The following is a 13,103-nucleotide window of genomic DNA, read 5'->3' on the forward strand; positions in this document are numbered from 1 at the left end:
CGGTTAAGCTATGGCCGACTCGTTTGTTAACCATTTGATGGATCTTTAATCGCACTATGGAAAACATGTTTGAAAGATTGATGTACGCATCCCGCTGGATCATGGCCCCCATCTATCTTGGGCTCAGCCTCATACTGCTGGCACTGGGAGTGAAATTCTTTCAGGAGATCCTCCATATCCTGCCCAACATACTGGAGATGAAAGAGGTAGATCTGGTGCTGGTCACACTGTCGCTGATCGATATCACCCTGGTAGGGGGACTTATCGTGATGGTGATGTTTTCCGGCTATGAGAACTTCGTCTCGCGTCTCGATGTAGGGGATGAGAACGACAAACTGGTGTGGCTCGGCAAGCTCGATGCCGGCTCCCTGAAAAACAAGGTCGCCGCCTCCATTGTCGCCATCTCCTCCATTCACCTGCTCAAGGTGTTTATGAATGCCGAGAACCTCCCCAATGACAAGATCAAGTGGTACCTGCTGATCCACATCACCTTTGTCCTCTCGGCATTCGCCATGGGCTACCTCGACAAGCTGACCCGCAAATAGAAGTCAGCCTGTAATAGACGCTATGCCCGATAACACGACATGGACCGGGCATAGCGTGCGACCACTCTTCACAGTCGAGGCCACTATGATCCGCCCATTATCAGCCACCGATCTGGATGCGGCCGTCGAGATCTGGTATCAAGCATCGGTACAAGCCCATGACTTTATTCCCGCCGCCTTTTGGCATGAGCAACAGGCAGCGATGCGGGACATCTATCTGCCCGCCGGCAAGAGCTGGGTCTATGAGGAGGAGGGTCAGCTACTGGGCTTTATCTCCTGGTATCAGGGGTCTGTTGCCGCCCTGTTTATCTCCCCGGACCACCAATTACACGGGCTGGGTCGCCAACTGCTCGAACACCTCAAAGCCCAATATGACCGGCTCGAGTTGACGGTCTACGCCGAAAATGAGCAGGCGCGGCGCTTCTATTGCCGCAACGGTTTTAAAGAGGGTGAGCAACAGTTATGCGAGCATAGCGGCCACCCCGAGCTGGTGATGCATTGGCAACGGGGATAAGCAAGTCACCAACATAGATGGCCGCCCGCCTTGGCCGGTATTGTGGTCGCCTTGAATGCCATGGCGGCATTCTCTACAATGACCCACTTTTTATTCATTTCGGGTTATATCGATGAGCGATACCAGCACCAAACCGGCTCTGCCGGATCACCTCTCCTGCAATCCCCGCAGCCCTCACTATGTGGCAGCCTGCTTCGAGCACCCGATCGGTATTCGTCTGAACGGCAAAGAGCGCACCGATGTCGAGGAGTACTGCATCAGTGAAGGCTGGGTGAAGATCCCCTCCCCCAAGGCGCTGGATCGCCGTGGTCAGCCCATTCTGATCAAGCTCAAGGGCACCGTCGAAGCCTATTACAGCTAATCGCAGCCACCCGCTTCGGGCAAAACAGAAGGCCACCCTAGCGGTGGCCTTCTGTTTTTCGGCATTTGTGCTGGGATCTGCGCCCGCATCGTCGCCAGCACCAGACCATATTTCTCGCTGGGCAGCCCTTATACCCCCAGCCGATCGCGCAAGGTATACCAGGCGGCACCCGCGGCGGTGAAGGGAATACGGAACAGCCGACCGCCCGGGAAGGGGTAGTGCGGCAGCTTGGCAAAGGCATCGAAGCGCTCCGCCTGACCACTCAGCACCTCGGAGAGCAGCTTGCCCGCCAGATGGGTGCAGGTGACACCGTGGCCGCTGTAGCCCTGCATGTAGTAGATATTGGGGCCGATGCGACCAAACTGTGGCAACCTCGACAGGGTGAGCAGGAAGTTGCCAGTCCAGGTGTACTCTACCTTGACGTTCGCCAGCTGCGGGAAGGTCTTGAGCATCTTGGGGATGATCAGCCGTTCGATATCTGCCGGGTCCCGTGCGCCATAGACCACACCGCCGCCATAGATCAGCCGGTGATCGGCGCTGGTGCGGTAGTAGTCGAGCAGGTAGTTGCAATCCTCCAGGCAATAGTTCTGCGGCAGCAGCTCGCGGGCCCGCTCCTCCCCCAGCACCTCGGTGGCAATCACCTGAGTTCCGCAGGGCATGCTTTTGCCTGCAAGCTCGGGCACCAGATTGCCGAGGTAGGCGTTACCGGCTACCACTATGTAGCGCGCCTTCACCGCCCCTTTGGCGGTCTTGACCAGAGCAGGCTGGCCCGGGGTGATGCTGGTAACGGCAGACTGCTCGAAGATCTGCCCGCCCTGCATGCGGATGGCTTCAGCCTCACCGAGGGCCAGATTGAGGGGGTGAATATGGCCGCCGCTTTTGTCGAGCAGGGCGCCGACGTAGCGATCGCTCGCCACCACTTCGCGCACACCTCTGGCATCGAGCAGCTCCAGCTTGTCGTTGCCCCACTTCTGCCAGCGCGCCTGCTGCGCCTTGAGCTCGTGGAACTGTTTCTCGGTCTCGGCGGCAAAGACCCCCCCCTCCTGCAGATCGCACTGGATGTTGTAGCGTTTGATCCGCTCGCGGATGATCTGCCCCCCCTCAAACAGCATGGAACCGAGCAGCCTGGCCTGATCCGGCGGGCAGTTCGCTTCTATGGTGTCGATGTCGCGGCTGTAGGAGTTGACTATTTGGCCACCGTTGCGGCCGCTGGCGCCAAAACCGACCCGGGCCGCCTCCAGTACCACCACCTTGTAGCCCTTCTCCACCAGATGCAGGGCACTGGAGAGGCCGGTATACCCCGCCCCGATGACGCAGACATCACACTCCAGCTGCTCGGTCAGTGTCGGGTAGGGAGCGTGTTTATTGGCGCTGGCTGCGTAGTAACTGTTTACATGTTCGGTCATGATCCTGTTTCCTTACCGGTTTGGTTGGCAAACCCTATTCCAAGATTAAAAACTGGCCGGGGTATGGGCACTGACGATACGACAGGTCTCCCCCGACGGATTGCTGAAGCTGTGGGGCTCGCCAGTGTCGATCACATAGCTGTCGCCTGCCTCCAGCTGATAACTCTCTCCTGCCACCGTCAGAGTCACCGAGCCTTCCAGCACTGTGCCCACCTCTTCTCCCTGGTGGGTCACCTGGCCACCGGTGTCGGTGCCGGGGGGATAGGTCTCCAGCATAAAGCCGAGCTGGCGGCGGTTGTTGCCATTGTGCACCAGCTTCATCGATACCCCCTGGCTGCCCAGCTCGATCAGCTGATCAGCCTTGATCACCACCTCCGGCGGGCGACTCAGCTCCTCTTCGGCAAAAAAGCGTGACAGCGGCAAGCCATATACGGTAAGCAGCTTTTGCAGTGAAGCGACCGAGGGGCTCACCTTGTCCTGCTCGATCATGCAGATAGCACCGTGGGTCAGGCCGCTCAGCTCGGCTGCCCGCCGCTGGGAGAGCCCCAGCTGATGGCGCACCGCCGCCAGCCGCTCCCCCATACTTGCCTGCAGTACAGCCCCCTGACCGGAGTGGGCACTGCTGCTATGGGTTGGCGCCCCGTTCATGGCAAGCCTCCGCCATCGATTCCTTTGTCACGTTGGTACATTGGCCACCTCCCTGTTGCCACTGGTTAAAATAGCGGACCAGCCATGGCATCACTGTTTGCTATCTTACACAGCCTGGCGTTCATTATTTTGCACACCACTTACCGTGCGATACCCTGTCCATCTGGTTAAACTGCGCTACACAGCCCAATTTCTAGCATGCGACACACCAGCAATTCAAATATATTTAACACTTGAAAAACATTTGCGCTCAATTTATGGTCTCTCTGTGCTTATTATTTTATACGGCAGCAGTACAGGATGAGCCGCATCATCGCCACCTTGCTGCCAGGTTTCATCATCGAGGCTTGCCATGTCCGCTACCAGTTCCAATCAAAGCTTGATCAAATCCCGTGCCTATATAGATGGCCACTGGTGCGAGGCCGCCAGCGGCCGCACCTTCGAGGTAACCAATCCGGCCAGCGGGGCCGTCATTACCCAGGTGCCCGACATGGATGCCGAGGATACCCGCCGTGCCATCGCAGCCGCCCACGCGGCGCAACCCGCCTGGGCAGCGCTGACCGCCAAGGAGCGCAGCAACAAGCTCTACGCCTGGTTTGCCGCCATCACAGCCCACAGCGACGAGCTGGCCCGCATCATGACCTGCGAGCAGGGCAAGCCGCTGGCGGAAGCAAAGGGCGAGGTGGCCTATGGCGCCAGCTTTATCCAGTGGTTCGCCGAGGAGGGCAAGCGCGCCTATGGCCGCACCATCCCGGGTTTTAGCGGCGATCGCCGGCTGGCCACCATCAAGCAGCCGGTCGGGGTAGTCGCCGCCATCACTCCGTGGAACTTCCCCATTGCCATGATCACCCGCAAGGCGGGCCCTGCGCTGGCAGCGGGTTGCACCATCGTCATCAAACCCGCCGCAGAAACGCCGCTCTGCGCGCTGGCGCTGGCGGTGTTGGCCGAGCAGGCGGGCATCCCCGCCGGTGTCATCAATATCGTCACCAGCCATCAGGCGAGCGCTGTGGGTAACGAGCTGTGCAGCAATCCGGTGGTGCGCAAGCTCTCCTTCACCGGCTCCACCCGCATCGGCAAGCTGCTGATGCGCCAATGCGCCGACACCATGAAAAAGCTGTCGCTGGAGCTGGGTGGCAACGCCCCCTTTATCGTCTTTGACGACGCCGACCTCGATGCCGCCGTGGCCGGGGCACTCGCCTCCAAATACCGCAACGCCGGGCAAACCTGCGTCTGCGCCAACCGCATTCTGGTGCAGGCCAGTGTCTATGACACCTTCGCCGAAAAACTGACTGCCGCCGTTGCCGCCTTCAAAGTGGGAGATGGCATGAGTGAAGGCACCCAGATCGGCCCGCTCATCAACCCGGCTGCAGCCAGCAAGGTGGCCGAGTTGGTGCAGCAATCAGTCGCCGCCGGTGCCGAAGTGCTGCTGGGGGGCGAAGCCCACCCCGCCGGCCCCCTCTTCTACCAACCCACCATTTTGGGCAAGGTGGATAAAACCAACCCCATCCTGCAGGAAGAGATCTTCGGCCCGGTCGCCCCGCTGGTGCGCTTCGAGACGGAAGCCGAAGCCATCGCGTTGGCTAACGATACCCCTTATGGGCTCGCCGCCTACTTCTATGGCCGCGATATCGCCCGTGTCTGGCGCGTCGCCGAGCAACTGGAATACGGCATGGTCGGCATCAACGAGGGGATCATCTCGACCGAATTGGCCCCCTTTGGCGGCATCAAGGAGTCGGGTCTGGGCCGGGAGGGGGCAGCCGAGGGGCTGGAGGAGTATCTGGAGACCAAATATCTCTGCTTTGGCGCCATTCGCTAGGGCAGTAAAACAGAGACGACAGGCCGCCGATCTGGCCCGATGGGCTGTTCGGCGGTAATGGGCGCCAGATCGCCCACCACATTTTCAGGGAATATCCGGGGCTGCGGCCCCTCAGGGAGGAAAGATGAGTCAGTCAGAATCAAACAAGGCGTGGCAAGCACGCCGTGAAGCGGCCGTGGTCAACGGCGTCGGCACCCTGCTGCCGGTCTTTATCGACCGTGCGCAAAATGCCGAGCTGTGGGATGTGGAGGGCAACCGCTACATCGACTTTGCCTCCGGCATCGCCGTGCTCAACACCGGCCACAACCACCCGAAGGTGGTGGCGGCGGTGCGCGAGCAGCTGGAAAAATTCAGCCACACCTGCTTTCAGGTCACCCCTTACCCGGGCTATATCGAGCTTGCCGAAAAGCTCAACGCCCTGGTGCCCGGCCCGACCCCGAAACGCACCCTGTTTCTCTCCACCGGTGCCGAGGCAGTCGAGAACGCCATCAAGATCGCCCGCGCCCATACCGGTCGCAGCGGCACCATCGCTTTCAAGGGGGGCTTTCACGGCCGCACCATGATGGGGATGGCGCTCACCGGCAAGGTGGTCCCCTACAAGACCGGCTTTGGCCCCTTCCCGGGTGAGGTCTACCACATCCCCTTCCCCGCCGACTATCTGGGGGTAAGTGAAGAGGATGCCCTGCACGCCCTCGATCTCTGCTTCAGCGCCGACATCGAACCCTCCCGCGTTGCCGCCATCATCATCGAGCCGGTACAGGGAGAAGGGGGCTTCTATCCTGCCTCCGCGAGCTTTATGCAAAAGCTGCGCAGCATCTGCGATCAGCACGGCATTCTGCTCATCTGTGACGAGATCCAGAGCGGCTTCTGCCGCACCGGCAAGACCTTCGCCACCGAGTATGCCGGCATCGAGCCGGACATCATGACCCTGGCCAAGAGTCTGGCGGGCGGCTTCCCGCTCTCTGCAGTAGTCGGCAAGGCAGAGATCATGAATGCCGCCAAGCCGGGGGGCCTGGGTGGCACCTATGCCGGTTCCCCCATTGCCTGCGCCGCCGCGCTGGCGGTGTTGCAGGTGATCGAAGAGGAGCAGCTCAACCAGAAGGCCCAGGCGCAAGGTGAGCAGATCAAGGCGGGACTGGAACGCATAGCCGAGCGTTTTGACTGCATAGGTCAAATTCGTGGACCCGGAGCCATGGTGGCCATGGAACTGGTGAAACAACGTGATGCCAGCCGGCCCGATCCCGACCTAACCAAACGTCTGGTGACCGAGGCGGGCAAGCGCGGTCTGATCCTGCTCTCATGCGGGGTGCGCGCAAATGTCATCCGTTTTCTCGCCCCCCTGACCGCCCCTGCGGCAGTGATTGACGAAGGGTTGCGACTCCTTGAAAAATCGCTGGAGGCCGTGCTGGACTGACCAGCAGGAAAGCAATCGCTAACCTGTGCAAAAAAATGCAGTTTCGCCCCCCTTTTTTACTTGTCAAGGGGGCCCTGCAAATGCACAATGCGCCGCCACTGCAAGGACCGGTATCACCACATCTCACCGGTCCTTTTTTGTGCAGCGAACAAACCCATAAACGAGGCCGGATAACCCCCGGAAAAGATAGCGAGATTGGCAGCAATCTCCCGACACCACATTCTGTGAGGAACAACATGGGGCATCTCTATGCTTTCCTGCCGGCTCTGACCGGCGCGCGCCACCCCGGCGCCCTTGATTCCCGGGCCTCTCTCCCGGTTTCGTTGATGGAGTGTGCCGCCCTGGCACCGCGTGAGGAACAGGCATGATGAACGCCCAACCGGTTGGTCTGAAAAAGACCCTGAAACTGTGGCAGGTCGTGGTCATGGGTCTTGCCTACCTCACTCCCATGGCGGTATTCGATACCTTCGGCATCGTCACCGAAATTACCGAAGGCCATGTGCCGACCGCCTACCTCTTTGCCCTCATCGGCATGTTGTTCACAGCCCTGAGCTACGGCCATCTGGTACGCAAGTTCCCGTCGGCAGGCTCCGCCTATACCTATGCCCAGAAGGTGTTTCACCCCTATGTCGGCTTTATGGTGGGCTGGACCTCCCTGCTCGACTATATGTTCATGCCGATGATCAACATGCTGCTGGCCAAGATCTATCTGCAGGCTCTCTTCCCCGAGGTGGAGCCCTGGACCTATATCTTCGGACTGGCCGCGGTGATGACCATACTCAACCTGCGCGGCATCAAGCTGGTGGCCAACTTCAACAGCCTGATCGTCATCATGCAGTTCAGTATTATCGCCGTCTTCATCGGCCTGATCGCCTGGGGCGTCCACAACGGTGAAGGGTTGGGGACCGTGGCCAGCAGCCGTCCCTTCTTCTCCGAGCAGATCAACATCTCGCCGTTGTTGATGGGTGCCTCCATCCTCTGTCTGTCGTTCCTCGGCTTTGATGCCATCAGCACCCTGTCGGAAGAGACACCGGACGCGGATCGGGTGATCCCCCGCGCCATCGTGCTGACGGCGCTGATCGGCGGTGTGCTGTTTGTCAGCACGTCCTACTTCCTGCAGCTCTACTTCCCGGACATCTCCCGCTTCAAGCAACCGGATGCAGTCCTGCCGGAGATCGCTCTCTATGTCGGTGGCAAACTGTTCCAGGCGGTGGTACTGGTCTGCACTACGGTGGCGGTGCTGGCCTCGGGACTCGCCTCTCACGCCGGGGTGTCGCGCCTGCTTTATGTAATGGGTCGTGATCGCGCTCTGCCGAGTCGCTTCTTCTCCTATGTGCATCCGAAGTGGCAGACCCCGGCATGCAATGTGCTGCTGGTCGGTCTGCTGGCCCTCTCCGCGGTATCGTTCGATCTCGAGATGGCACTGGCACTGATCAACTTTGGCGCCCTGGTGGCCTTCACCTTCGTCAATCTGGCGGTGATTGCCCACTTCTATGTGAAGCTGGGCCGCAACAAGTGTCTCAAGGATCACCTGATGTACCTGCTGCTGCCGCTCTGTGGCGCCGCCTGCATCGGGGTGTTGTGGCTCAATCTGGAACCCGCCTCCTTCGAGCTGGGGCTGATCTGGGCGGCGCTGGGTGCCATCTACCTGTTCCTGCGCCTCACCGTGTTCCGCATCCCGCTACAACCTGCTGACAAGGTGGAGATCGCCCAGTAATCGCGGCTCAACCATACCGCCATACAAAACAAGGAGCCTGCGGGCTCCTTGTTGTTTTTGCGGCGAGCTGGTTGCCAGAAACGCGGTTTCTGCAGGAAGTGTGACTGATTTCAAATAACTACCCAGCCGGACCGCTCGCCGTGCCATGGCCCGAGCCGCGTCGCCTCCTATCATTAGTCACTAATGTGAATGGATATGCAATCACTCTTTTTCCATTTCACCCCCTCCCATCCCCCGCCAGCCGATAAGATCGCTGGACTCGAGCCCGGGGGAACGCCAGCAAATATGATCAGGATCAATGTTGAGGCGCTATGCACCCTGCAGCCCCGATTTGCCGTTTTTTCATACGCCATGGAAGGGTTCTCTTTCCCCTCGTAAAAGGGGGAGTGGCTTGGGGAGAGCGGCAGGGGGAGAGTGACCACTTACCTGTCTCGCGCGTATGCAAAAAAATGCGTTAATCGGTCCTTTTTTGCTTGTCAAGGGGGCTGACCGAATGCACAATACGCCGCCAATAAAGGACCGATGTTCACTGCGACATCGGTTTTTGTATTTTTGAAGTGCAGTACAAACCCACCACAAGAGGCCGGAACGTTTCCGGAAGTGATATTCGAGATTGCCAAACAATCTCCCGACGTTGAGAGGATAACAATGGGGCGTTTTAATGCTTTCCTGCCGGTACAGCCCGGTATGCGCCTCCCCGGCGCCCTTGATGTACAGGCTTGCGAATCCATCGTATCCCTGCGCTCGTTGCAAGCACGTGCTGCGGCACTGATTGAGGAGAAAGCGTAATGGCATCGCAAAACGCCAAGCTGCTCAAGACCCTTACCCTGACACAAGTGATTGTGATGGGTCTGGCCTATCTGACCCCCATGGCTGTCTTCGACACCTTCGCCATCGTCGGTGACATCACCGATGGCCGGGTCGCCACCGCCTATCTGCTGGCTCTGGGTGGCATCCTGCTCACCGCTTTCAGCTACGGTCATCTGGTACGCAAGTTCCCCTCTGCGGGCTCTGCCTATACCTATGCCCAGAAGGTGTTCAACCCCTACGTCGGTTTCATGGTCGGCTGGTCATCCCTGCTCGACTACATGTTCATGCCGATGATCAACATTCTGCTGGCCAAGATCTACCTGACCGCCATGTTCCCGGGCGTCGAGCCCTGGGTGTTCATCTTCGGTCTGGTGACCGTGATGACCTTCCTGAACCTGCGCGGCATCAATCTGGTCGCCAACTTCAACGGTCTGATCGTGGTGATCCAGCTGGCCATCATCACCCTCTTTATCGGCCTGATGGCATGGGGCATCTACCACGGTGAAGGGGCTGGCACCCTGATGAGCAGCCGTCCGTTCCACTTCGAGTCAGCACAGCTGGTACCGCTCTTTACCGGTGCCACCATCCTCTGCTTCTCGTTCCTGGGCTTTGACGGTCTGAGCTCCCTCTCCGAAGAGACCCCGAACGCTGGCAAGGTGATCCCCAAAGCGATCGTGCTGACTGCCCTTATCGGCGGCATCATCTTCGTGGTGGTCTCCTACTGCCTGCAGCTCTACTTCCCGAGCCTCGCCCGCTTCCAGCATCCGGATGCAGTACTGCCGGAGATCGCCCTCTACGTTGGCGGCACCTTCTTCCAGTCCGTAGTGCTGGTCTGCACCACGGTGGCGGTACTGGCCTCCGGCATGGCGGCTCACGCCGGTGTGTCGCGCATCCTCTACGTGATGGGTCGTGATCGCATGATCCCGGAGCGGGTGTTTGGCTACATCCACCCGAAATACCGTACTCCGGCCATCAACGTGCTGATGGTGGGCGGTCTGGCCCTCTCCGCCGTGTCGTTTGATCTGGATACCGCACTGGCGCTGGTCAACTTTGGCGCACTGGTGGCGTTCAGCTTCGTCAACCTGTCGGTGATCGGTCAGTTCTGGGTACGCGAGAAGCGCAACAAGACCCTCAAGGACCACATCGTCTACCTGTTGATGCCGCTGCTCGGCGCCGCCACCATCGGTGCTCTGTGGATCAACCTGGAGCAGAGCTCGCTGGAGCTGGGCCTGATCTGGGCTGGCCTCGGCGTGACCTATCTGTTCCTGCGTCTGGCGGTGTTCCGCATCCCGTTCCGTCAGTACGAGGAAGCGGCTGACGCCTGATCCTTTGCGGATAACGGATAGACAGAAGGGGAGCCATGGCTCCCCTTCTTGCTGCCGGTCTCTTGCCGGTCACACGGGCTTGGGCCCGCTCGGCTTACTGCTTGTCCAGCACAGCGGTCGCCGCAGCCTTGAGCGGATCGCGAGCGATGGTCTTGGCATCCTGCTCCGCCTTGTGCAGCTGCTGGTTTGCCTTGTGCAGCTGCTGGTTTGCCTTGTCCATCTTCTGCTGCATACCGTTGTCGCTCTCCTTGAGGTCGGCGCGCTTCTCGCCCAGCAGGTCGGTGCGGCCTTTTTGCACCTCGGCTTTCACCTTCTCTTTCTCCTGCTTCACCAGCTTGCTGGTATCACAGTTGCCCTTGACCCCCAGAGTGGCATTCACCGCTTCGTTTTTGAGGGCCTTGTCGAGGTTGCAGTCGGTTTTCAACAGGCTGGCCTGTGCCCCTGACGAGAGCAGCCCCAGCGACAGAGAGAGGATCCATGCACGCATCATCTTGTTTACTCCTGCTTGCCAATAAAGGGGCGCAGTGTAGCGATCACGTCCCGACTGGCAAGGCGGCAGTGCCTTCGCCCCCCTTTTATCACCCCAGAGCCAACCGGCTCGGTCAGCGCCTGTCGCCGCAGTTCGTCGTCATAAAAACATCATCGAAATGTCACGTTGTCATATTTCTGTCATTAACCATTGATTAAATGCGCGGGTCATCAACAACCCAAGACGGAACGACCGTCTCAAGAGGCTTTATGCAACACCATCACTCCTTGTCACAGCCGCCCGCGACCCGCGCCCTGTTCAACTGGATGAGTGTCATCGTACTGGTCTACCTGATCCTGGTTGCCGTGGGCGCCATCTCCCACGGCTTCAAAGATTTCTCCGGCGGCGCCGAGGGCGCAGCCCAGATCTTCGCCTTTGCCAACAACCCCTTTGTCGCCCTGCTGCTGGGTATTCTCGCTACCGCGCTGGTGCAATCCTCCAGCACCGTCACCTCGGTGATCGTCGGTCTGGTGGCTGGCGGCCTGCCCATCAGCATGGCCATCCCCATGGTGATGGGTGCCAACCTCGGCACTACCATCACCAACACCATCGTCTCCATGGGCCATGTGCGGGATCGCGCCGAGTTCCGCCGCGCCTTCGCCGCCGCCACCGTGCACGACTTCTTCAACCTGCTGGCGGTGTTCATCTTCCTGCCACTGGAGCTGATGTTCGGTCTGCTGCAACACAGCGCCGAGTGGCTGGCCAACCTGCTGGTAGGTTCCGCCAACATGTCGATGAAGGGCATGGATTTCATGAAGCCGCTGACCGCACCGGCCCAGCAGCTGATTGACAGCGCCGTTGCCTTCCTGCCGGGCAAGGGTGCCGCCATCGCCACTATCGTCATCGGTATCCTGCTGATCCTCGCCTGCGTCACTTATCTGGGCAAAGTGCTGCAACAGGTACTGGTTGGCCGTGCCAAAGAGGTGCTGCACAAGGCGCTGGGCCGTGGCCCGCTGACCGGCATCACCTCCGGTGCGCTGGTGACCATCATGGTGCAGTCCTCCTCCACCACCACCAGCCTGATGATCCCGCTGGCCGGCGGCGGCGTGTTCAGCACCCGTCAGCTCTACCCCTTCACCCTGGGGGCCAATATCGGCACCACCATCACCGCCCTGCTGGCTGCCACCGCCATCAGCGGAGCCGGTGCCCAGCTGGCCCTGACCATCGCGCTGGTCCACGTGCTGTTCAACCTCTTTGCCGTGGTCATCATCTATGGCATCCCCTTCCTGCGCGACCTGCCGGTGCGCGCCGCCGAGGGGCTGGCCCGGGTAGGCAGCGAGAACAAGCTGCTGGCTCTGGGTTATGTAACGGGTCTCTTCTTCGCCCTGCCCGCCCTGATGATGGTGGCCGCCAAGTAAGCGCAGCTGCCATGAAAAGGGGCGAGTCACCGACTCGCCCCTTTTTGCGTCCAGCTCGCCGGGCTTTGCCTGCCCGCTCACATCCTCCCGCCCTGTGGCTCGCCATCAGGGGCGGTGCGCGATAAGATGGCGTCCTCATTGCACTTTTTACATTTCATGGAACAGGAAAAACCGATGAAATTCATACTGATCGCGCTGCTCATCGCCGGTGTGGCCTACTACTTCTACTCCAGCAGCAACAACAAGAAGCTGGCGGCTGACAACGTGCGGATTGGCGCCGAGTTCCTCGCCAGCAACAAGGAGAAGCCGCTGGTAACCACCACCGCCTCCGGCCTGCAGTACGAAGTGCTGACCCCGGGCACCGGCACCGTTCACCCCACCGCCACCAGCAAGGTGAAGGTGCATTACGAGGGCAAGCTGCTGGACGGCACCGTCTTTGACAGCTCGGTCGCCCGTGGCGAGCCCATCGAGTTTGGCCTCAATCAGGTGATCGCTGGCTGGACCGAAGGGGTACAGCTGATGGTGGAAGGTGAGAAGACCCGTTTCTACATCCCCGCCAACCTCGCCTACGGCGACCGCGCCGCTGGCAAAATCCCGCCGGGATCAGTCCTGATCTTCGACGTGGAGCTGCTGGGTATCCAGTAAGCGCTCCGTCACGCT

13 protein-coding genes are annotated in these 13,103 nt (G+C 60.0%); 10 read left to right on the top strand and 3 right to left on the bottom strand.

All coding sequences use genetic code 11. The features are described 5' to 3' along the window. The first annotated feature begins 56 nt into the window (after window positions 1-56). From G5367_RS04685 to G5367_RS04695, 3 genes are all read left to right on the top strand, one after another. On the top strand, window positions 57-545 hold the full coding sequence (locus tag G5367_RS04685) for a TIGR00645 family protein (protein WP_216978340.1): 489 nt from the start codon (window positions 57-59) through the stop codon (window positions 543-545). 85 nt (window positions 546-630) lie between these two features. Further along, the gene (locus tag G5367_RS04690) at window positions 631-1,059 is read left to right on the top strand and encodes an N-acetyltransferase (protein ID WP_421244344.1); all 429 of its coding nucleotides are present in this window, start codon (window positions 631-633) and stop codon (window positions 1,057-1,059) included. 112 nt (window positions 1,060-1,171) lie between these two features. Beyond that, a complete protein-coding gene (locus G5367_RS04695; protein WP_005347440.1) occupies window positions 1,172-1,420 on the top strand; it encodes a DUF3297 family protein in 249 nt (82 codons plus the stop codon). Between the two features lie 128 nt (window positions 1,421-1,548). Here the strand turns inward: G5367_RS04695 and G5367_RS04700 are convergent, their stop codons facing one another. Then, window positions 1,549-2,826, bottom strand: a complete 1,278-nt coding sequence (locus tag G5367_RS04700; RefSeq protein WP_005347444.1) for an NAD(P)/FAD-dependent oxidoreductase — start codon at window positions 2,824-2,826, stop codon at window positions 1,549-1,551. Between the two features lie 45 nt (window positions 2,827-2,871). Further along, the gene (puuR, locus tag G5367_RS04705) at window positions 2,872-3,408 is read right to left on the bottom strand and encodes an HTH-type transcriptional regulator PuuR (protein ID WP_421244375.1); all 537 of its coding nucleotides are present in this window, start codon (window positions 3,406-3,408) and stop codon (window positions 2,872-2,874) included. A gap of 418 nt (window positions 3,409-3,826) precedes the next feature. On the opposite strand from puuR, the gene G5367_RS04710 reads away from it, so the two are divergent. From G5367_RS04710 to G5367_RS04730, 5 genes are all read left to right on the top strand, one after another. Then, complete coding sequence (locus G5367_RS04710) at window positions 3,827-5,290, top strand: NAD-dependent succinate-semialdehyde dehydrogenase (protein ID WP_421244343.1); 1,464 nt, start codon at window positions 3,827-3,829, stop codon at window positions 5,288-5,290. Window positions 5,291-5,414: 124 nt separating this feature from the next. Further along, the gene (gene gabT, locus G5367_RS04715; protein WP_421208590.1) at window positions 5,415-6,704 is read left to right on the top strand and encodes a 4-aminobutyrate--2-oxoglutarate transaminase; all 1,290 of its coding nucleotides are present in this window, start codon (window positions 5,415-5,417) and stop codon (window positions 6,702-6,704) included. 367 nt (window positions 6,705-7,071) lie between these two features. Next, window positions 7,072-8,421, top strand: coding sequence for an APC family permease (locus G5367_RS04720; protein ID WP_216954322.1), 1,350 nt, complete (start codon window positions 7,072-7,074; stop codon window positions 8,419-8,421). A 522-nt stretch (window positions 8,422-8,943) separates the two neighbouring features. After that, window positions 8,944-9,210 carry a hypothetical protein gene (locus G5367_RS04725; protein WP_021230505.1) on the top strand — a complete coding sequence of 89 codons (267 nt, stop codon included), beginning with the start codon at window positions 8,944-8,946 and terminating at the stop codon, window positions 9,208-9,210. After that, on the top strand, window positions 9,210-10,556 hold the full coding sequence (locus tag G5367_RS04730) for an APC family permease (protein ID WP_216953175.1): 1,347 nt from the start codon (window positions 9,210-9,212) through the stop codon (window positions 10,554-10,556). The genes G5367_RS04725 and G5367_RS04730 overlap by 1 nt, the downstream gene beginning before the upstream one ends. Window positions 10,557-10,650: 94 nt before the next feature. On the opposite strand, the gene G5367_RS04735 is transcribed toward G5367_RS04730, so the two are convergent. Then, entirely contained in the window at window positions 10,651-11,046 is a 396-nt protein-coding gene (locus G5367_RS04735; RefSeq protein ID WP_254204252.1) for a hypothetical protein, read from the bottom strand. A gap of 248 nt (window positions 11,047-11,294) precedes the next feature. Between G5367_RS04735 and G5367_RS04740 the strand changes: the two genes are divergently transcribed. Continuing rightward, window positions 11,295-12,443 carry a sodium:phosphate symporter gene (locus G5367_RS04740; RefSeq protein ID WP_005359054.1) on the top strand — a complete coding sequence of 383 codons (1,149 nt, stop codon included), beginning with the start codon at window positions 11,295-11,297 and terminating at the stop codon, window positions 12,441-12,443. Between the two features lie 174 nt (window positions 12,444-12,617). Next, the gene (locus G5367_RS04745) at window positions 12,618-13,088 is read left to right on the top strand and encodes an FKBP-type peptidyl-prolyl cis-trans isomerase (protein ID WP_005347462.1); all 471 of its coding nucleotides are present in this window, start codon (window positions 12,618-12,620) and stop codon (window positions 13,086-13,088) included. Window positions 13,089-13,103: the final 15 nt, after the last annotated feature.

Source organism: Aeromonas sp. 604282 (assembly GCF_049170575.1).
GTDB classification, from domain to species: Bacteria; Pseudomonadota; Gammaproteobacteria; order Enterobacterales; family Aeromonadaceae; genus Aeromonas; species Aeromonas veronii_A.

What these genes read in the sequence shown, in the direction of transcription:
- puuR (WP_421244375.1), bottom strand. Translation starts at nt 3,408, where the DNA reads ATGGGGGAGCGGCTGGCGGCGGTGCGCCATCAGCTGGGGCTCTCCCAG.
- G5367_RS04735 (WP_254204252.1), bottom strand. Translation starts at nt 11,046, where the DNA reads ATGATGCGTGCATGGATCCTCTCTCTGTCGCTGGGGCTGCTCTCGTCA.
- G5367_RS04745 (WP_005347462.1), top strand. Translation starts at nt 12,618, where the DNA reads ATGAAATTCATACTGATCGCGCTGCTCATCGCCGGTGTGGCCTACTAC.
- G5367_RS04690 (WP_421244344.1), top strand. Translation starts at nt 631, where the DNA reads ATGATCCGCCCATTATCAGCCACCGATCTGGATGCGGCCGTCGAGATC.
- G5367_RS04710 (WP_421244343.1), top strand. Translation starts at nt 3,827, where the DNA reads ATGTCCGCTACCAGTTCCAATCAAAGCTTGATCAAATCCCGTGCCTAT.
- G5367_RS04740 (WP_005359054.1), top strand. Translation starts at nt 11,295, where the DNA reads ATGCAACACCATCACTCCTTGTCACAGCCGCCCGCGACCCGCGCCCTG.
- G5367_RS04695 (WP_005347440.1), top strand. Translation starts at nt 1,172, where the DNA reads ATGAGCGATACCAGCACCAAACCGGCTCTGCCGGATCACCTCTCCTGC.
- G5367_RS04700 (WP_005347444.1), bottom strand. Translation starts at nt 2,826, where the DNA reads ATGACCGAACATGTAAACAGTTACTACGCAGCCAGCGCCAATAAACAC.
- G5367_RS04685 (WP_216978340.1), top strand. Translation starts at nt 57, where the DNA reads ATGGAAAACATGTTTGAAAGATTGATGTACGCATCCCGCTGGATCATG.
- gabT (WP_421208590.1), top strand. Translation starts at nt 5,415, where the DNA reads ATGAGTCAGTCAGAATCAAACAAGGCGTGGCAAGCACGCCGTGAAGCG.
- G5367_RS04725 (WP_021230505.1), top strand. Translation starts at nt 8,944, where the DNA reads ATGTTCACTGCGACATCGGTTTTTGTATTTTTGAAGTGCAGTACAAAC.
- G5367_RS04730 (WP_216953175.1), top strand. Translation starts at nt 9,210, where the DNA reads ATGGCATCGCAAAACGCCAAGCTGCTCAAGACCCTTACCCTGACACAA.
- G5367_RS04720 (WP_216954322.1), top strand. Translation starts at nt 7,072, where the DNA reads ATGAACGCCCAACCGGTTGGTCTGAAAAAGACCCTGAAACTGTGGCAG.